This is a genomic window from Salipiger sp. (assembly GCF_048261495.1).
Lineage (GTDB): Bacteria > Pseudomonadota > Alphaproteobacteria > Rhodobacterales > Rhodobacteraceae > Salipiger.
The window spans coordinates 260,322-278,567 of the sequence record NZ_JBLXFX010000002.1 but is presented as its reverse complement, the minus strand read 5'-3'; the positions used below and the strand labels follow the sequence as shown (position 1 = coordinate 278,567).

Genomic DNA, 18,246 nt, shown 5'->3' with positions numbered 1-18,246 from the left:
CCCCCGCCAGGGGGGCAGGCTCATGGTCCCGCTTGCGCGAACGGTGCGCCCGCGCGAACGGTATCGCTCAGCCGTCCTTGGTGACGTTGCGCGCAAAGGCCTCGTCGAAGGCGGCCTTCTGGGCGTCGGTCGCGTCCGTCTGGCTTTCCGCCTTCCACTGGTCGTAGGGCATGCCGTAGTAGATCTCGCGCGCCTCTTCCTTGCCCATGTCGATCCCGCGCTCCTGCGCGGCCTCCATGTACCAGCGCGACAGGCAGTTGCGGCAGAATCCGGCAAGGTTCATCAGGTCGATGTTCTGCACGTCCCTGCGGTCTTCCATCAGGTGCTTGCGCAGCCGCCGGAACGCCGCAGCCTCGAGTTCGATGCGTGTCTGGTCTTCCATGTCGATCCTCCTTCAGTCCGGGACGCGGGCCAGCGCCGCTTCGAGCAGCGGGGCGAGCCTCCGTCCCCAATGTTCCTGGGCCCGTTCGGTTTCGATCAGGTCGTTGCGGACCTCGATCAGGGTGTTGTTGCGGCCATGCTTCAGGGCATGGCGGTCGATGGCATCGCCGGGCAGGTGCCCCGGATAAGGCTCGTTGCGCCCGACGGTGAGGTCGGGTTCGGCCTCGAGCAGCGCGATGAGCGGGTCGGACAGGCGCGAGTCCCAGGCATGCAGGATGCCCACGTGCCAGGGGCGGGTGGGGCGCCCGCGCAATTGCCGGGTGAAGGAGTGGACCGACACGATCGCCACCTCTCCGCGCGCCTCCGCCAGCGATTCCAGCGCCGAGTGGTAGGGGCGGTAATAGGCGTCGAGCCGGCGCTCGCGCTCCACCGCATCGGCGTGCCGGTTGCCGGGGATGATCGACCCGTCATAGAGCCGCATCAGCAGGGTGGGGTCGTCCTCTCCCCGGTTCGGGTCGATGACCAGCCGCGAGAAATCCGCCCAGATCAGCGGGCTGTCGAGTTCCGCGGCCAGCGCCCGCGATACCCCCAAAGCGCCTACATCATAGGCAATGTGGCGCGCCATGTCCGCGTCGGGCAGGCCGAGGGTTCCCCCGAGATCGGGGGGGACCATATTGGAAGCATGATCGCAGGTGACCAGAAAGCGGCCTTTCCGGTCGACCCCTTCGATATGGTAGGGATTGTATGTCATGACACCGTCGCAACTTGCCCCGATGACATAGAGCAGTTGCGCGACGAAGGGAATTGGACAATAACCGTTCAGGCCGTTAGCGATAACTGACCGGGATAGTTTAGCGGTAAACGAATATTTTCCGGGCGCCTCCGACCCGGAGCAGGGAGACCGAGATGAGACGTTTGCGCAATGTGAAGATCGTGGCCACGCTGGGCCCCGCCAGCAACACCTACGAGATGATCCGCACCCTGCACGAGGCGGGCGCAGACGTGTTCCGGCTCAACATGAGTCACGGCAGCCACGAGACCATCACCAAGATGCACCGGATGATCCGGCAGGTGGAAAAGGACCTCGACAGCCCGATCGCCATTCTGGCCGACCTTCAGGGGCCGAAGCTGCGCGTCGGCGAATTCGCCAATGGCGAGGAAGAGCTGGAATGGGGCGAGACCTTCCGCCTCGATCTCGACGAGACGCCCGGCGACCGCACGCGGGTGAACCTGCCGCATCCGGAAATCTTCCAGGCGCTGGGTGTCGGGGCGCATCTGCTGGTCAACGACGGCAAGATCCGCCTGCGCGTCGAGGAATGCGGCGAGGATTTCGCCAATTGCGTCGTCGAGGCGGGAGGCACCATTTCCAACCGCAAGGGCGTCAACGTGCCCGACGTCGTGCTGCCGCTGGCCGCCCTGTCCGAGAAGGACCGCAAGGATCTGGAATTCGCCTCTGCGCTCGGCGTCGACTGGCTCGCGCTGAGCTTCGTTCAGCGCCCCGAGGACGTGGAAGAGGCGCGCAGGCTCTGCGACGGCCGCGCCGCGATCCTGTCGAAGATCGAAAAGCCCTCGGCGGTGAAGAGCTTCGACAGGATCCTCGAAGTGTCGGACGGCATCATGGTGGCGCGCGGCGACCTTGGCGTCGAACTGCCGGTCCATGCGGTGCCGCCGATCCAGAAGCAGCTGATCCGCAAGTGCCGCGCGGCCGGCAAGCCGGTGATCGTGGCGACGCAGATGCTCGAATCGATGATCGAAAGCCCGATGCCGACGCGGGCCGAGGTTTCGGACGTGGCGACAGCCATCTACGAAGGCACCGACGCGATCATGCTCTCGGCGGAATCGGCGGCCGGGCAGTACCCGGTCGAGGCGGTCACGACGATGAACAACGTGGCGATCAGCGTCGAAAGCGATCCGACCTATACCGAGGTGATCGAGGCCTCGCGCAACATCAAGCGCGTGACCGTGGCCGACGGCATCGTCGCCGCCGCGCGCGAGATCGCCGAGACGGCGAACGTCAAGGCGATCTGCTGCTTCACCTCCTCGGGCACCACCCCGTCCAAGGTGGCGCGCGAACGTCCGCGGGTTCCGATCATCGCCATGACCTCGCTGCGCGGCACCGCGCGGCGGCTGGCGCTGACCTGGGGCACCAATTGCGTGATGACCGGAGAGCTCGAGCGCTTCAAGCAGGCGGTGGTCAACGCGGCCCGCGCCGCCCGCGCGCAGGGCTATGCCGGGACCGAGGACCAGATCATCGTCACCGCCGGCGTGCCTTTCAACATGCCCGGAACCACCAACATCCTGCGCGTCGCGCCCTGCGACGAGCGGCTGATCTTCTCGACCGATCCCGAATAGGGGCCGGACGGTTGCCGGGGCGCGGCCCCTCGGCTAGGCTGCGCCCTGCAGCCCGGCTTCGAGAGGGCCCGACCCCGTGCAACCCGACCAGTTTCTCGTCCTCGGCCTGTTTCTCGGGGTCATGGCGATTCCCGCGATCCTGTCCGCCTGGTCCGACAGGCGCACGCCGCGCGTCGGCGCAGTGGTGCTGATCGGCGGGCTCGGCCTCGTGCTGCATGCGATCGACACCCGTCCGGGCGGCTACGGTGCGCAGGAGGTGTCGGATGCGGTCTATGGCGTGATCGCCGACATCCTGCGCTGACGGGGCGGAAAATCCCGCTTGCATCCGTGACCCCTCTTGCCTATAGCGGCGCCTCTACCCGCGCGTCCGGCCGATAGTGGCATGCCGAGTCGCGCCTGAAACGTACCTGGAAGGGAGACCGAAATGCCCAAGATGAAGACCAAGTCGAGCGCCAAGAAGCGCTTCAAGGTGACCGCGACCGGCAAGGTCGTCGCGGGTCAGGCCGGCAAACGCCACGGCATGATCAAGCGCACCACCAAGTTCATTCGTGACGCCCGCGGCACCACGACTCTTTCTGCCCCCGACGCCAAGATCGTCAAGGGCTACATGCCCTACGACCGCTGATAGGAGGCCAGAGATATGTCCCGAGTCAAAGGTGGTACCGTCACCCACGCCCGTCACAAGAAGGTCATCAAGGCAGCCAAAGGTTACTACGGCCGTCGCAAGAACACTTTCAAGGTTGCAGCCCAGGCCGTCGACAAGGCCAACCAGTACGCGACCCGCGACCGCAAGACCCGCAAGCGCAACTTCCGCGCCCTGTGGATCCAGCGCATCAACGCCGCGGTCCGGTCGCACGATGAATCGCTGACCTATTCGGTGTTCATCAACGGCCTGACCAAGGCCGGCATCGAAGTCGACCGCAAGGTGCTCGCCGATCTGGCCGTGCACGAGCCGGAAGCCTTCGGCGCGATCGTCGCACAGGCCAAGGGCGCGCTGGCCGCCTGAGGGCGCCCGCATCGCTGAATTTCCGAAAGGGCCCGGGACGTCGTTCCGGGCCCTTTTTCCGCCCCGCGCGTCTCAGCGCAGGGCCGGGTCGACCGCGCGAAGCCGCTCGGCGATCTGTGCCGCGATCCGGGCCGAGCCTGCGGGCGAGGGATGGGTCCGGTCGCGGGCGAAGAGCGTTTCGTCGGAGGAGGGGAGGACCGCTCCCATGTCGACCAGTTCCATGCCCGGCGTTGCCGCCGCCAGCCTTTCCAGCCGCGCCTGAAGCCGGTCGTAGGGCCGGGTGCAGGCCGTCCCCGCGTAGACCGGCGCGGTGTAGTAATCCGCCCAGAGCACCCGCGACCCGCGCGCCCGCAGCCCGGAGACGAGCGCAGGAATGGCCCCGCTGCGCCCGTCATCCGAAATCAGCCGCGCCAGGACATCGCCGCAATCGGTGCAGTCGCAGCCGACGCCCAGGTCGTTGGCGCCGCCGTTCAGGACGACCCAGTGCGCCGAGAGCCCCGCCACCTGCCGACGGATGTCGAGGCCGGGAAGCGCCGATGTGCCGGTGACCTTGGCATAGGGCAGGGAGACGTCCCCCACCGGCTCTGCCAGCAGACGCGAGAGTTCGTCCGCGACGGCGCCGCCCGCCGAGCGGTTCCACGCCATGACCGAGTCGCCCGCGACGACCACCCGCGCGTTTTCGGGAACACCCCGCCCGCAACCGGCAAGCACGACCAGAACAGCCCAAACCACAAGACGCATCACGACCACCTTTCAAACCGGGCACCAGACCGGGATGGTGGCGCGAAGGCGCCGGGGTTCAAGCCCCGGCGTCGTCGTGCGGGCAGGTCTGCGCCCCCGGTTCCTGCACTTTCCGCCTGCCGCGCGCCTGCGCGGCCTTGTCACCGGCGTCCTTGCCCGGTAACCCGACCCTCGCGTATCTGGGAGCCCGGACATGGACGATCTGAGAAACAAGTATGTCGACCTCATTGCCGGCGCGGGTGACGAAGCCGCGCTGGAGGACCTGCGCGTGCAGGCCGTCGGCAAGAAGGGCGAGATCAGCCTGAAGATGCGCGAACTGGGCAAGATGAGCCCGGAAGAGCGCCAGATCATGGGCCCGAAGCTGAACGCCCTGAAGGATGAGATCAATTCGGCCCTCGCCGCGCGCAAGACCGCGCTGGGGGATGCCGCGCTCGAGGAACGTCTGCGGGCCGAATGGCTCGATGTGACGCTGCCCGGACGCGATCGGCGCTCCGGCACCATCCACCCGGTCAGCCAGGTCTGGGAGGAATGCACCGCCATCTTCGCCGACATGGGCTTTGCCGTGGCCGAGGGGCCGCAGATCGAAACCGACTGGTACAACTTCGACGCGCTGAACATCCCCGGCCACCACCCCGCGCGGGCCGAGATGGACACGTTCTACATGCACCGCGCCGAGGGCGACGACCGTCCGCCGCACGTGCTGCGCACCCATACCTCGCCCGTGCAGATCCGCTCGATGCAGGCGCAGGGCGCGCCGATCCGCGTGATCGCTCCGGGCCGCGTGTACCGCGCCGACTACGACCAGACCCACACGCCGATGTTCCACCAGATCGAGGGCCTCGCCATCGACAAGGACATCTCGATGGCGAACCTGAAATGGGTGCTGGAGGAATTCTTCTCGGCCTATTTCGGTACGGCGGTGAAGACCCGGTTCCGGGCCTCGCACTTCCCCTTCACGGAACCCTCGGCCGAGGTCGACATCCAGTGCCAGTGGAAGGACGGTTCCGTTGCCGTCGGAGAGGGCGACGACTGGCTCGAAGTCCTCGGGTCCGGCATGGTGCACCCGCACGTGCTCCGCGCAGGCGGGATCGACCCTGACAAATGGCAGGGATTTGCCTTCGGCATGGGGATCGACCGGATTGCCATGCTCAAGTACGGCATTCCCGATCTGCGGGCGTTCTTCGATTCCGACCTGCGCTGGCTGCGGCACTACGGCTTCGCCTCGCTGGACGTGCCGACCCTGCACGGCGGTCTGAGCCGCTAGGGACCGCCGCCGGCCACCGGGTGCGACGCAAATTTGTTCGAACAAATTTGCAAATTCCTTGGAAGGAATTTGCGCCGCGCCGCTGGCTGACATGGCGTCCGGGGAGGGGTAGGGTGCGCGGATGAAGCTGTTCGACCACTCCAACCGCCAGCGCAATGCCGACACCCGGCGCGTCTATGCCCGCTTCGAGCTCGTCCATACCTTCGTCGACTTCGCGGCCGCGCTCTGTTTCACCATCGGCTCCGTACTGTTCTTCTGGAAGCAGTTCGAGGTTCAGGCCATCTGGCTGTTCACGGTCGGCTCGCTGTTCTTCATGGCCAAGCCCACGCTCCGCCTCGCGCGCGAGATCAAGCTCTACCGGATGGGCAAGCTCGACCGTCTCGCCGAGCGCGTCGAGGAGGACTAGCTGCGCTCCGGCGGCAGGGGCGCGAGGCCCGGCACCTCGCCCCCGGCGACCTCTGCCGTGCAATGATCGATGAAGGCCCGGACGGTCATCGACGCGCGTGCGCCGCGCGCGGTCAGCAGGCCGAGACGCATCGGCCGCGGCGCACCGACCAAGGGAACGTGGCGCAGGCGCCGTCCGTCCGGCGCCAGGTCGGACCGGTAGCGGATATTGGCGATGGAATAGCCGAAACCGTTCGCCACCAGCGACCTCATCACCGCGAAATCCCGCGTCCGCTCGGCGATTTCCGGCGACAGTCCCTGCGCCTCGAAGAAGGACAGGAAGTAGTCCGCCGACATCGGCAGATCGAGCAGGATCATCGGGTGCGCCGCCAGATCCGTGACCGATACGGCCTCGTGCTCCGCCAGTGGATGCGCCTCGGGCAGCAGCACGTAGGGCGGCAGGGAGGCCAGCGGCACGAAGTCCAGATCCGAAGGAATCTGCATGTCATAGGTCATCGCGACATCCAGTTCCGCCCGGTGCAGCGCATCGAACAGCTCGGTCTGGTCGCGTTCGAACTGGTGGAAGGCGACGGCGGGATGCGCGTCGCAGAATCCCCTGCGGAGCCGCGGGAGGACGATCTGTGCGAAGGTGACGAGGCAACCGACGTTGAGCGGGCCGCGCACCAGCCCCGCGATGTCGCCGGCGAGGATGTTGAGGCCCGCCGCACCTTCCAGCACCTGCCGCGCCCCCGCGATCATCCTGCGCCCGCTCTGGGTCGGGCTCAGTCCCTGCGCATGGCGGCGCACGAAAAGCGGCAGGCCGAATTCGGTTTCCAGCTGTGCGATCGCCGAGGAGATCGAGGGCGACGATACGTTCAGCCGCGCCGCCGCTTCGGAGATCGACCCGCAGTCTCCTACGGTCACGAGGTATTCGAGCTGGCGCAGGGTGAAGCGGAGCGGCATGGTCCTAGTCGTCGCCGGGGACGCCGTAGGAGGGCGCCGCCTCGGGGCACAGCGCGCGGGTCACGTAGTCTGCCGCCTGCGGAGCGTAGACCGCCCAGGCCCGCGCGACATGCGCGATCGGACAGGCCTCGGGCTCCCAATCGCAGCGCAGCTCGGCGTAGGGCCAGCTTTCGCGGTCCACGATCAGCAGCCCGGCGGAATGCACGGGACCGGCCTCTCCGCCGGCGGCGAGTCCTGCGCGCAGGGCCGCAACCAACCGGCCGCCGAGCGCGCCGGCGGTTGTCCCGAATGCTGCGATCATCGCCGCGGGGACGCCGGCATCGGCCAGCATGTTGCCCCCGGCGGCACAGCCCGGACCCTCGGCCTGTGTCCAGATCCCCAGCGCCCGTGCTCCCGAATGGATGGCGGCGCGCCCGTCCGCGTCGACACAGAGGATCTGGCGGAAGGCGCTGAAGTCATCGCTGTCGCGTGCCGCCGCGACGGCGGCGGAGGCCGTGTCGCCCGCGGCGAGGCGGTCGAGCACGAATGGTCCGAGGGCCGGGTTGGTGACGTTCTGCGTCGCCACGGCCCCGACCCCGGCGCGGGCAAAGGCGCAGCGTGCCGCGACGGCGGGGGAGGAGGACGAGATCGCCACGCCGAACTGTCCGGTTTCGGCGCAGCGCGCCACGATCGAAAAGGTCATGAACGGGTCCTCCAGAGGTTTGCCGGATGCGATGTCCTGTCAGGGATGTGCCGTCCGGGTCCGAACGGGTCCTGGCCGCCCGACCGGTTGCAGGGCGCGGGCCCTGTCACTCCGGAATGACGGCGGTCGCGTCGATCTCCACCAGCCAGTCGGGCCGGGCGAGCGCGGTGACCACCACGCCCGTCGAAACCGGGTGCACGTCGCGGATGTATTCGCCCATGGTCCGATAGACCGCTTCGCGGTGGCGGACATCGGTGAGGTAGACCACGACCTTGCACAGATGCTCCATCGTTCCCCCCGCCTCGCCGATGAGCTGGCGGATGTTCTGCATGACCTTGTGGGTTTGTTCCACCGGATCGTGGCTGGCGATGTTCGCCGCCGTGTCGAGATCCTGCGGGCATTGCCCGCGCAGGAAGATCGTCGCGCCCCGGGCGACGACCGCCTGGCAGAGGTCATTGTCGAGGTTCTGCTCGGGATAGGTGTCGCGCGTGTTGAACTTGCGGATGCGGGTATGGGCCATCAGGCTCTCTCTAGTCGGCGGTGGAATACAGGTCGCGGGCGATCCAGCGCAGTCTTTCGGCGCGGGCCGAGAGCGGCATCCCCCGGCGCGTGGCAAAGACCACCCGGCTGGGCCGGGCCGGGGCGTCGAGCGGGCGCGTCACCAGTGCCCGTCCGTCGTAGCTGTGCCCCGAGACCGGCCGCGTTCCGAGCAGGCTGTAGCCGAGGCCGCGCGCGACCAGTCCGCGCACGGTCTCGAACGAGGAGCTCCGGAAGGCGATCTTCGGTTCCACCCCCGCCGCGCGCAGGATCGAGGGAAAGTAATCGCCGGAGGGCGGCGCATCGAGCAGGACCATCGGTTCCCCGGCGAGGTCCGCAGGCGTGACGGCGGTGCGTGCGGCGAGCGGATGGCTCTCGGGGAGCAGGACATGGGGCGGCAGTTCGAGCAGGGGTTCGGCGTCGAAGGCAGGGGACAGTTCGAAGTCGTAGAGCAGGGCCGCCTCCGCCTCGCCCGAGACCAGCGCCTCGGTCACCCTGCGGTGGTCGCCCTCGATCAGGCGGACCTCTCCGCCGTCACACTCGGCCAGAAGGTCGGGCAGCAGCCAGGGCCCGAGCGTGTGAAAGCAGGCCAGCACCAGCGGCCCCTGCGCGGCGCGCGCGGCGGCCAGGGTGCGGGCCGCCTCGATCCGTGCGGGGCTGCCGTAGGCGCGGTGGGCATAGACCAGCGGCATCCCGGTCTGGCCGAGCGCGATGTCCTGCACCTCTCCGAAGAACACGTCATGGGTCCCGACCCGGTCCTGCGCGACGATACGGCAGTCGAAACTGACCAGCGCATTGTCGAGGGCGAGGCTGCCGGTGCCCGTCGCCTCCCAGGTCGCGGCGTCGAACTTGTCGGCGATCTCGTCCCGGAAGCGCCCGGCAAAGGCGTCGGCCACGTAGGCCTGCGAATCCCGCAGGACATTGAGGCAGAACACGCCGTTGTCGCGGATCGGGCGGCTGGCCGAGGCGCTTTCGTTCACGCAGACCAGCAGCGTCGGCTTGTCGGTATCGGCCGAGACCGAGGCCATGGCCGACACGGTCACTCCGCCCCGTCCGCCGGGTCCGTCGGTCGTCACCACGTTCACCGTTGCGGCGGCGCGGGCCATGCCGGCGATGAACTGGTCTCGGAGGGGCATTTCGGTCATCGGGTCTCCTGCTCCGGGGTCGCGGGCAATCTCGACGCGATCCAGCGGGCGAATTCGTAGTTGGGCCGTTCCAGGTGCGACAGGGCACCCGGTCGGGCATTGCGGGCCTGCATACCGCGCCAGACACGTTCCGTGCAGCCGCGATCCTCGTCATTTACGTCGTCGAGCAGGGCTTTCAATGTTCGAAAATGTTCCGGCGCCTCGGGATCGCTGGCGAAATCCGGATGCAGGCCGCCGCCGTAGAGGATCCGGACATGTCCCGGCCCGTCCGGGGTGAGGCAGAGATACCAGAAATACCCCGGCGTCAGCGTGATGAGAAGCGACGGATAGACCGCAAGGAGCCATGTCCGGTAGCGGTCCTCGCCCTGCAGGGCCGTGTTGTCCTTGTGCGCGATACTGAGCGCGATGCTGTCATCCTTGAGGATATGGTGGAAGTTGAAGCCCGGAAAGCCTTCGGGACAGGTCATCCTGCGCAGGTCCACCGCGCCGCCGATGGTGCCGCCGTGGCACATCGGCAGGTGGTAGCTTTCCATGAAATTCTCGGCGAGGATCTTCCAGTTGGTGTTCCAGCGGTGCTCTTCGCGGAAGGTTTCGACGTAGTCCTGCATCGGCAGGTAGCCGACGAGGTCGTCCATCTCGGTCAGCGTGTCGTGCGGGTCGGGCAGGTCGGGGTCTAGCGTGACCATGATCCAGCCCTTCCAGTCGACGCAGCGGATCTGCGGCAGGCCGGTGGTCTCCTTGCAGAAGGAGGTGTTGAGATCCATCGCGGGCGCCCCGCGCAGGGAGCCGTCGAGGTTGTAGGTCCAGGCGTGATAGGGGCAGGTGATCGCCCGCACGTGGCCGCGCCCTTCCAGCAGGATCGACATGCGGTGGCGGCAGACGTTCGACATCGCCCGCAGCGCGCCGTCGCGGTCGCGCAGCACGATCACCGGCTCGCCCGCGATCTCCATCGTCAGGTAGTCGCCCGGCGCCTTCAGCGCATCGGCCCGCCCGGCACAGAGCCAGCTCTGCGCAAAGACATGCGCCTGCTCCAGTTCGGCGAATGTCTCGGTGGTATAGACCGAAACCGGCATCGCCCGTGCCGCCTCGAAGGGGATGGCGACATTGGCACGAAGGTCGGCGGCGGGATCGTGGAGGGTCATGGGATGTCCTGAGGGTTATTCCGCGGCGTTCCGGGTCTTGGGGTCGCTCCATTTGGTCACGCCGGAATCGTCCGGCGTCAAGGTCCTGCCGCCCAGCACCCGGTCGGAAAGCCCCGCCGCGTCCTTGACGAAGGCAAGCGGGCCGTCCCAGTCGAAGTTCCGGTAGACTGCGGCAAGATGCGCAAAGGGCGGCGCCTGCGCGAAAAGCTGGAAGGTCAGGCGGTGGCCCGCATAGTCCGAATTCAGCATGTCGCGCGCGAAGGCCAGCAGCTTGCGGCGGTCCTCGGCAACCCAATCGTCGTTGATGGAATAGTATTTCTCCATCCACGGGGCGGTTTCGGGGTGGCGGAAGCTGGCCGCGTCCGGGGTCACGCAGATCTGTCCGCCGCAAAGCTCGCGGGCGATATGCATCATCTCGTGCAGTTGCGAACAGGCCAGAACACGGCCTGTATAGAGCAGCGACTGGTTCGGCATCATCAACCCCGAGGGCGAGCGTTCGCCGAGGGCGATCGACGCGGTCAGGTGGGCGTTGATCCCCTCGCGGTAGACCGCGAGCTGCGACAGTTTCTCCTGCACCGCCTGCTGCTTTTCCAGCCCGGTCTGGCGCGCGTTGAACAGCGCTGCGCCGATCATCATGTCGGCAAGCTTGAGGTTCCGCTGCACGAAGGCAAAGGCCGAATATCGGTGCAGCGTGGCGCGGATGAAGGTCGCCGCACGGGTGTGCCGGTAGAACAGCACGTTTTCCCAGGGGATCAGCACGTTGTCGAAGATGACGATGGTGTCGACCTCGTCGAACTTGTTGGCGAGGGGGTAATCCTCGGCCGGTGCGCGGCCGGCAAAGCCGGTGCGGCAGATGAACTTCAGCCCCGGCGAGCCAAGGTCGCAGATGAACCCCACCGCGTAGTCGGACATCGATTCGGAGCCCCAGTTGGCAATGGTCGGCTTGGTAAAGGCCTGGTTGGCATAGGCCGCGGCGGTTTCGTATTTCGCGCCGCGCACGACGATGCCCGCGTCGGTTTCCTTGACCACGTGCAGCAGCATGTCTGGGTCCTGATCCTGCGGTGCCTTGGAGCGGTCCCCCTTGGGATCGGTGTTGGCCGAGACGTGGAAGGGGTCGCCCCTGAGCACCTCATGGATGTGACGTTCGATGTTGCGGGCGAATTGCGGGTCGATCTCGGCCAGGACATCGGCGCCGTCGTGCAGCGACCACATTTCGCCCACCGTCTCGTCCCCGACGCGCGTGACGATGCCGCCCACTGTGTTCAGCACCTCGTCCGTGGCGCGGCGCTTGGCCCACCAGTCATCCTGCGTGTAGGGCAGGGCGTTCCCGACGGCATTGACCTGACCGTCCTGCGTCACGGTCATCACCTCCGCATGGGCGGGATCGTGTGCCATGTCGTAGATCCGGGCGCGGATATCCACCAGCGGCCGGAACATCGGATGGGTGGGGACATCCCGCACCTTTTCGCCGTTCACGTAGACCGCCCGCCCGTCGCGGATCGACTCGCGGTACTGCTCGCCTGTGCGGATCATCTGAGTCTCCCTTGCCTGTGCGGGAACAGGGTGGCGCGGCGATGGCTTCGGGAAAAGCACATTATTCGGTATCAATGATTAGGGTGCAGCTAACCCGATCCACGCGCCCGGGCCGATACAAAACAGGGCATTGAAATTCAATCAAACGATTGATTAAATTTGCCATGGCCCCGCAACCCGGTATCTCCTCCGATTCCCCGACCCGGCAGAAACTGATCCGCGCCGGGTTCCGGCTGTTCGGGGACCTCGGCTATGCCGGGGCCTCCACCCGCAAGCTGGCCGAGGCGGCGGGCACCAATGTCGCCTCCATCGCCTACCACTTCGGCAGCAAGGCCGGTCTGCTCGAAGCCTGCGCCCGCAGCGTGACGGAACGGGTGGGCGCGGTGGTCGGTCGGCCGGAGGATCACGGCGGGCTCGACCCGGAAGAGGCCGCCGCCCGGCTCGACACCATGCTCCGCGCCCTCGCGCGGTTCCTGATCGCCAGCGACGATGCCCGTGACATGGTCGCCTTCATGCTGCGCGAGGTGAATGCCTCGGGCGCCATGCTGCACCTTGTCCATGACGATTTCATCGGCCCGAAGCACCGGGAACTCTGCGCGCTCTGGGCCACTGCGACCGGGCGCGATGCCGATAGCGAAGAGGTCGCGCTCGCGGTTTTCGCGATGGTCGGGCAGGTGATCTACTTCCGGGTCGGTCAGCCCATCGTGCTGCGCCGGCTGGGGTGGGAGACGATCGACCCCGTACGCGCGGAGCGGATCGCCGACATCCTCTCGGACCATCTTCGTGCCGCCATAGACAGGAGCCGCTCATGAGCCTTCTCTGTTCCCTGCCGTTCGCGGCGGCCCTCTTTGCCGGGTGCGCGGCGCCCGGACCCTTCGCGACCGGCTATGTCGAGGGCGATTTCACCCTTGTGGCCCCCGTCGCCACGGCGCAGATCCGGCAGATCCTGGTGCGCAGCGGCGACCGGGTCGAGTCCGGGCAGGCGCTGGTCGAACTGGAACGGCGCGACGCCGAGATCGCGGTGTCCAGCGCCGAGGCCGCGCTGGCACAGGCGGAGAGCCGGCTGCTGGACCTGCAGGAGGGCAAGCGCCCGGCCGAGATCCGGGCCATCGAAGCCTCGCTCGCCTCGGCGCAGGCGCAGGCCGAGGACGCGCTCCGCACCCGCGACCGCATGGTCAGCCTGGAGGCGCGCGGGGCGGCGACACAAAGCCAGCGCGACGATGCGGTGACCGGGGCCAAGGTGGCCGAAGCGAATGTCGCCCAGATGGAAGCCGAACTGGCCGTAGCCCGCCTGCCGGCCCGCGCTCAGGCCATCGCCGCCGCCGAGGCCGCAAGGCAAGGGGCGGAGGCCGCGCTGGAACAGGCGCGCTGGCTGCTCGACCAGCGCAGCCTGTCCGCCCCCTCGGCGGGCCGGATCTTCGACGTGATCCGCACCGGCGGAGAGATTGCCGGCCCCTCCTCGCCGGTGGTTTCCATGCTCGCCGACGGGGCGGTCAAGCTGCGGCTCTACGTGCCGGAGACCGAGTTTTCCCGGGTTTCCGTCGGCACGGGGCTTCGGGTGCGCTGCGACGGCTGCGCGCCGGGGATCGGGGCGCGGGTGACCTATGTTTCGGAAACCGCCGAATTCACGCCGCCGGTGATCTACTCGCTCGAGAACCGCCAGAAGCTCGTCTACCTGATCGAAGCCTGAGCTACTCCCCATTTCTTGGACAGGATCTGGCGTAAATTAAGCTACTCGTTGCACCTGCTGATCGGGTTGGTTGATATCATTTCTCTGCCAGTAGACCAGCGCCGGGGGCTGGCCGCCCAAGGCTGAATGCGGGCGCTGGTGGTTGTAGAAGGTCATCCATTTCCGGATCGCCGCTTTCGTCTCCGATCCGGTCTCCCAGGCATGCAGGTAAACGCACTCGTATTTCAGGGTGCGCCACAGCCTCTCGATGAAGATATTGTCGAGGAAACGGCCCTTCCCATCCATCGATATGCGCACGCTGGACCGGCGGAGCCGATCCGTCCAGGCAAAGGACGTGAACTGGGATCCCTGATCCGTATTCATTATCTCTGGCGGGCCGAACTTGTGGATGGCCTCGTTCAGCGCCTCGACACAGAAGTCGGCCTCCAGCGTGTTCGAGATCCGCCAGGACAGGACCTTGCGGGTATGCCAGTCCATGATCGCCACGAGGTATAGGAACCCGCGCCGCATGGGCAGGTAGGTGATATCCGAGCACCAGACCTGGTTCGGGCGTTCCACCCGTAGACCTCTGAGCAGGTAGGGATAGGTCTTGTGGCCCTTCGTCGGCCTGCTCGTGTTGGGCTTCTGGTAAATCGGCACTAGCCCCATCAGGCGCATCAGCCGCCGGATGCGCTTCTCGTTCACTAGGTGGCCGTCGTTGCGCAGGTGCCAGGTCATTTGCCGGACACCGAAGAACGGCGTCTCCAAGAACTGCTCGTCGATCCGCCGCATCAGGCCGAGGTTCTGTTCGGTCTCGCCCTTGGGCGTGTAGTAGAAAGACGAACGCGCGATCGACAGCAACTTGCACTGCTGGCCGATCGACAGATCCAGGTGGTCAGGCTCGATCATGCCGCGCCTCACTTCCCGCCCCAGGGCTTCAGCTTTCGTTCCAAAAAAGAGTTGGCCACCGCCAGCTCCCCGATCTTGGCGTGGAGCTCCTTCACCTGCTCCTCGTCAATCTCCGGCTTCTTGCGGCCCCCGCGTTCGAACACACCGGAGGCGCCTTCGAGCAGGGCTCGCTTCCATTGATGGATCATCGTCGGATGCACCCCGAACCGGCTTGCCAGTTCGGCAGCCGTCTCCTCGCCTTTCAGGGCTTCCAGCGCGACCTTCGCCTTGAACTCAGGCGCGTGCTGCTTCCGTTTCGACATCTCTGATCTCCTTCTCGTCGAAGATCAGCAGACTGCAAATCGTAGCTTATGTCAGTGTCCGAATTTCGGGGGGTAGCTCAGCCCGCCCGGAGGCCGGATCGGCGCTGAAACCGGGCCAGATCGTGGATGTCTCCCTTGGGGGCGAACCCGGGGGCGACGAATGACGGAGCCCGCGATCTCCGTCCGGAACCTCACCAAGCGGTTCGGCGGAAAGACAGTGGTGGACGACGTGACGCTGACCGTCGCTCGGGGCGAAATCGCCGGCTTTCTCGGGCCGAACGGATCGGGCAAGACCACGACGATCCGACTGATGTGCGGGCTGCTGCAACCGGATGCGGGGCGCGGCCGGGTCCTCGGTCACGACATCCTCCGCGAGCGCGGCGCCATCAAGCGCAAGGTCGGCTACATGACGCAGAAGTTCTCGTTCTACGAGGACCTCACGATCGAGGAGAACCTCGCCTTTGTCGCCGGCCTCTACCAGATGCCCGCCCGGCGGCAGGTGGTCGCGGAGACGCTGAGGGATCTCGGTCTGCAATCGCGGCGGGGCCAGCTTGCCGGGTCGCTGTCGGGCGGGTGGAAGCAGAGGCTGGCCCTGGCGGCCTGCGTGATGCACAAGCCCGAGCTGCTGATGCTCGACGAACCCACGGCGGGCGTCGATCCCAAGGCCCGCCGGGACTTCTGGGACGAGATCCACCGCCTCGCCTCTGACGGGCTGACGGTGCTGGTGTCGACCCACTACATGGACGAGGCCGAGCGCTGTCACCGGATCAACTACATCTCCTACGGCCGCCTCGTCGCGCAGGGGACGGTCGCGGAGGTGGTGCGCAATGCCGGATTGACCACGTTGGTGATGTCCGGCGCCGCAACCGACCGGGCCGCGCGCCTGCTGGAGGGGGCGGAGGGGGTCGACCAGATCGCGCCCTTCGGCAACACTCTGCACGTCGTCGGCCGGGATGCGGCGGCCCTGCGCCGGAGCGTCGAGCGCATCGCGCAGCAGACCGGAACCGAGGTCGCCGCTGCGGATACCAGCCTGGAGGATGTCTTCATCCAGTTGATGCAGGGGGCAGAGGACAACATGGCATGAACCGCGTCCTGTCCCTCCGGCGTCTGTGGGCGCTGCTCGTCAAGGAGACGATCCAGATGCGCCGGGATCGTCTGACCTTCGGCATGATGATCGGCATCCCGCTGGTGCAGCTCATGTTGTTCGGTTTCGCGATCAACACCGATCCCAAGGAGCTGCCCGCCGCCCTGGTGGCCCCGACGCAGGACCGCTTCACCCGCGCCATGGTCTCCGCGCTGGAATTGACCGGCTACTATCGCTTCGTCGCGCCCGATGCGACCGCAGCCGAAGCCGAGCGGATGATTTCTCGGGGCGACGTGGTCTTCGTGGTCACGGTGCCGTCCGATTTCGGCAAGCGGGTCGAAAAGGGCGACGATCCGTCGATCCTGATCGAGGCGGATGCCACCGACCCCTCGGCCGCCTCCGGCGCGATTTCCACCCTGTCGACCGTCGCCCGGCAGGCGCTGCAGCGCGAGACCGGCGCGACCGGCGACGAAGGCGGCGCTCTGTCGGTGGCCGTGCACCGGCGCTACAATCCCGAGGGCATCACCCAGTACAACATCGTGCCGGGCCTCCTCGGGGTCATCCTGCAGCTCACCATGGTGATGATGACCTCCATGGCGCTCACGCGGGAAACCGAGCGGGGCACGATGGAAAACCTCCTGTCGATGCCAGCCTCGCCGCTCGAGATCATGCTCGGCAAGGTCGTGCCCTACCTCGGGGTCGGCGCGGTTCAGGTGGTGGTCGTCCTGATGGCGGCGCGGCTCATCTTCGGCATTCCCCTGGTCGGCGAACTGACGCTCATCCTGGTCGGGATCTTCGTCTTCGTGCTTGCCCTCGTGATCCTGGGATACTTGCTGTCGACCGTGGCGCGCACGCAGATGCAGGCGATGCAGCTGACCTTCTTCTTCTTCCTGCCGTCGCTGATGCTTTCGGGCTTCATGTTCCCGTTTCGCGGCATGCCGCCCTGGGCGCAATGGCTCGGCGAAATCTTTCCGCTCACCCATTTCCTCCGGCTGATCCGGTCGGTCATGCTCAAGGGCGCGGATGCCGATACGGTCGCGCGCTCCATGCTGGCGCTCGGGCTCTTCGTGCTGATCCTGTCGCTAGCCGCCCTGTTCCGCTTTCGCCGCACGCTGGATTGAGGGACCCAAATCTTTTGGAAAAAGATTTGCAAATTCCTTTTCAAGGAATTTGGCCCGGCGCCGCGAGCACCCCCGGCCGGAACCGTCGTCCGGACCGGGGGAGGGCGGTCAGCGCGCGTCCCTTTCGAGCAGGCCCGTCAGCGCCTCCGTCAGCGCCTCGGCGGCTTCTTCGTGGGCGAGGGGGCCCATCAGTTCCGCCGCCGCGTTGGCCTCGAAATCGGAAAAATGCATCCCCGCCGTCCCGCGGGCGCGGGCCGTATCGGACTTCGGGACTTCCAGCACGCGGATGGCCCGCCGCCGCAGGGCCTCCACCATGCTGGCGTCGATGAAGAGAGGGTCGCCGTCCAGTTGGTCGACCGGCTTGGACGGGGGCGGATGATCGGCGAACCACAGAAGGATCGCCCGCCCGCCCAGCACGGTCAGAAGGTGCTTCATCCGCGCCACCCAGGCGAGGCGCAGCTCCTCCGTCACCTTGTGGAACCGGTCCGGGCAGAGCGACTGCAACTGGCCGAGCATGTGACGGTTGAAATGGAACTCGGTGAAATCGACCTCGGGGAACAGTTCCTGCAGCCGTTCCGAGGCGCGCAGGAACCGGTCGTTCCGGCGCGGATGCACGCTGTAATAGCGGTTCGACATGTTCTGCGCGCCCATCACCTGGATCACGCAATAGGCCGCCCGCCCCATGGTATCGAGCACCGAGGGATCGTTGAGGCAGAGGTCCAGACCGGCATTGACCACGCCGAGGTTGACGCAGGGCCTCCCTACCGCCCTTTCGACCAGCGCGGGAAAGGGCGCCTCGATGAATTTGCCGTAGGTCTCGGTCCCGCCGAGAAAGGCGATATAGGGATCGTCCAGAGGACGGCGCGGCCCGCGAAACAGCACGCGCGACCGGCCATATCGACACGGATAATATTCGAGGGCCCCTTGGGCCGTCACTGCATAGGTCATTCCACCCACCTTGAAATTTTACTCACCCGGGGCGGAGAATCCGGCAAACGTCTTTCCATTTCGCTAATGCGAAAAACCGTCGA

21 protein-coding genes are annotated in these 18,246 nt (G+C 66.7%); 10 read left to right on the top strand and 11 right to left on the bottom strand.

All coding sequences use genetic code 11. The features are described 5' to 3' along the window. Positions 1-67 precede the first annotated feature (67 nt). Together ACN0RJ_RS04815 and ACN0RJ_RS04810 are read right to left on the bottom strand one after the other, a co-directional pair. Positions 68-382, bottom strand: coding sequence for a DUF1244 domain-containing protein (locus tag ACN0RJ_RS04815; RefSeq protein WP_417723565.1), 315 nt, complete (start codon positions 380-382; stop codon positions 68-70). A 12-nt stretch (positions 383-394) separates the two neighbouring features. Further along, on the bottom strand, positions 395-1,132 hold the full coding sequence (locus ACN0RJ_RS04810) for an N-formylglutamate amidohydrolase (protein WP_417723564.1): 738 nt from the start codon (positions 1,130-1,132) through the stop codon (positions 395-397). 155 nt (positions 1,133-1,287) lie between these two features. Between ACN0RJ_RS04810 and pyk the strand changes: the two genes are divergently transcribed. The 4 genes from pyk (at position 1,288) to rplT (ending at position 3,739) form a co-directional block, all read left to right on the top strand. Next, on the top strand, positions 1,288-2,733 hold the full coding sequence (pyk, locus tag ACN0RJ_RS04805) for a pyruvate kinase (protein WP_417719502.1): 1,446 nt from the start codon (positions 1,288-1,290) through the stop codon (positions 2,731-2,733). A 76-nt stretch (positions 2,734-2,809) separates the two neighbouring features. Further along, complete coding sequence (locus ACN0RJ_RS04800; protein ID WP_417719501.1) at positions 2,810-3,034, top strand: hypothetical protein; 225 nt, start codon at positions 2,810-2,812, stop codon at positions 3,032-3,034. 123 nt (positions 3,035-3,157) lie between these two features. Beyond that, positions 3,158-3,358: a 50S ribosomal protein L35 gene (gene rpmI / locus ACN0RJ_RS04795; RefSeq protein WP_009504408.1), complete on the top strand. Its 201-nt coding sequence runs from the start codon at positions 3,158-3,160 to the stop codon at positions 3,356-3,358. 15 nt (positions 3,359-3,373) lie between these two features. Next, positions 3,374-3,739 carry a 50S ribosomal protein L20 gene (gene rplT, locus ACN0RJ_RS04790; protein ID WP_417719500.1) on the top strand — a complete coding sequence of 122 codons (366 nt, stop codon included), beginning with the start codon at positions 3,374-3,376 and terminating at the stop codon, positions 3,737-3,739. Positions 3,740-3,811: 72 nt separating this feature from the next. Here the strand turns inward: rplT and ACN0RJ_RS04785 are convergent, their stop codons facing one another. Further along, the gene (locus ACN0RJ_RS04785) at positions 3,812-4,480 is read right to left on the bottom strand and encodes an SGNH/GDSL hydrolase family protein (protein WP_417723563.1); all 669 of its coding nucleotides are present in this window, start codon (positions 4,478-4,480) and stop codon (positions 3,812-3,814) included. Between the two features lie 193 nt (positions 4,481-4,673). On the opposite strand from ACN0RJ_RS04785, the gene pheS reads away from it, so the two are divergent. Beyond that, positions 4,674-5,744 carry a phenylalanine--tRNA ligase subunit alpha gene (gene pheS / locus ACN0RJ_RS04780; RefSeq protein WP_417723562.1) on the top strand — a complete coding sequence of 357 codons (1,071 nt, stop codon included), beginning with the start codon at positions 4,674-4,676 and terminating at the stop codon, positions 5,742-5,744. A 121-nt stretch (positions 5,745-5,865) separates the two neighbouring features. Further along, a complete protein-coding gene (locus ACN0RJ_RS04775) occupies positions 5,866-6,150 on the top strand; it encodes a YrhK family protein (protein ID WP_417719497.1) in 285 nt (94 codons plus the stop codon). On the opposite strand, the gene ACN0RJ_RS04770 is transcribed toward ACN0RJ_RS04775, so the two are convergent. The 6 genes from ACN0RJ_RS04770 to ACN0RJ_RS04745 form a co-directional block, all read right to left on the bottom strand. Continuing rightward, the gene (locus ACN0RJ_RS04770) at positions 6,147-7,091 is read right to left on the bottom strand and encodes a LysR family transcriptional regulator (RefSeq protein ID WP_417723561.1); all 945 of its coding nucleotides are present in this window, start codon (positions 7,089-7,091) and stop codon (positions 6,147-6,149) included. The genes ACN0RJ_RS04775 and ACN0RJ_RS04770 overlap by 4 nt on opposite strands. Positions 7,092-7,095: 4 nt before the next feature. Then, positions 7,096-7,773: a DUF1028 domain-containing protein gene (locus tag ACN0RJ_RS04765; protein ID WP_417723560.1), complete on the bottom strand. Its 678-nt coding sequence runs from the start codon at positions 7,771-7,773 to the stop codon at positions 7,096-7,098. A 106-nt stretch (positions 7,774-7,879) separates the two neighbouring features. Further along, positions 7,880-8,293, bottom strand: a complete 414-nt coding sequence (locus tag ACN0RJ_RS04760) for a RidA family protein (RefSeq protein ID WP_417719494.1) — start codon at positions 8,291-8,293, stop codon at positions 7,880-7,882. 10 nt (positions 8,294-8,303) lie between these two features. Further along, complete coding sequence (locus tag ACN0RJ_RS04755; protein ID WP_417723559.1) at positions 8,304-9,455, bottom strand: LysR substrate-binding domain-containing protein; 1,152 nt, start codon at positions 9,453-9,455, stop codon at positions 8,304-8,306. Then, the gene (locus ACN0RJ_RS04750; protein ID WP_417723558.1) at positions 9,452-10,597 is read right to left on the bottom strand and encodes an aromatic ring-hydroxylating oxygenase subunit alpha; all 1,146 of its coding nucleotides are present in this window, start codon (positions 10,595-10,597) and stop codon (positions 9,452-9,454) included. Before ACN0RJ_RS04750 ends, ACN0RJ_RS04755 begins: the two co-directional genes overlap by 4 nt. Positions 10,598-10,612: 15 nt before the next feature. Next, the gene (locus tag ACN0RJ_RS04745) at positions 10,613-12,130 is read right to left on the bottom strand and encodes a 4-hydroxyphenylacetate 3-hydroxylase family protein (RefSeq protein ID WP_417723557.1); all 1,518 of its coding nucleotides are present in this window, start codon (positions 12,128-12,130) and stop codon (positions 10,613-10,615) included. Positions 12,131-12,294: 164 nt separating this feature from the next. Here ACN0RJ_RS04745 and ACN0RJ_RS04740 point away from each other — a divergent pair, with 164 nt between their 5' ends. Both ACN0RJ_RS04740 and ACN0RJ_RS04735 read left to right on the top strand, forming a co-directional pair. Further along, a complete protein-coding gene (locus tag ACN0RJ_RS04740) occupies positions 12,295-12,942 on the top strand; it encodes a CerR family C-terminal domain-containing protein (protein WP_417723556.1) in 648 nt (215 codons plus the stop codon). Then, complete coding sequence (locus ACN0RJ_RS04735) at positions 12,939-13,820, top strand: HlyD family secretion protein (protein ID WP_417723555.1); 882 nt, start codon at positions 12,939-12,941, stop codon at positions 13,818-13,820. Before ACN0RJ_RS04740 ends, ACN0RJ_RS04735 begins: the two co-directional genes overlap by 4 nt. A 36-nt stretch (positions 13,821-13,856) precedes the next feature. On the opposite strand, the gene ACN0RJ_RS04730 is transcribed toward ACN0RJ_RS04735, so the two are convergent. Next, positions 13,857-15,010 (bottom strand): IS3 family transposase gene (locus ACN0RJ_RS04730; RefSeq protein WP_417723142.1). Its coding sequence is split into 2 segments (ribosomal slippage): positions 13,857-14,758 and positions 14,758-15,010, totalling 1,155 coding nucleotides; the frame shifts between segments, so codons are not numbered across the junction. 160 nt (positions 15,011-15,170) lie between these two features. On the opposite strand from ACN0RJ_RS04730, the gene ACN0RJ_RS04725 reads away from it, so the two are divergent. Continuing rightward, positions 15,171-16,094 carry an ABC transporter ATP-binding protein gene (locus ACN0RJ_RS04725; RefSeq protein WP_417719488.1) on the top strand — a complete coding sequence of 308 codons (924 nt, stop codon included), beginning with the start codon at positions 15,171-15,173 and terminating at the stop codon, positions 16,092-16,094. Then, positions 16,091-17,215 (top strand): ABC transporter permease, encoded by a 1,125-nt coding sequence (locus ACN0RJ_RS04720; RefSeq protein ID WP_417723554.1) that lies wholly within the window; start codon positions 16,091-16,093, stop codon positions 17,213-17,215. The genes ACN0RJ_RS04725 and ACN0RJ_RS04720 overlap by 4 nt, the downstream gene beginning before the upstream one ends. Positions 17,216-17,323: 108 nt before the next feature. Here ACN0RJ_RS04720 and ACN0RJ_RS04715 read toward each other — a convergent pair whose 3' ends face one another. Further along, complete coding sequence (locus ACN0RJ_RS04715) at positions 17,324-18,163, bottom strand: DUF6473 family protein (RefSeq protein ID WP_417723553.1); 840 nt, start codon at positions 18,161-18,163, stop codon at positions 17,324-17,326. Positions 18,164-18,246 lie beyond the last annotated feature (83 nt).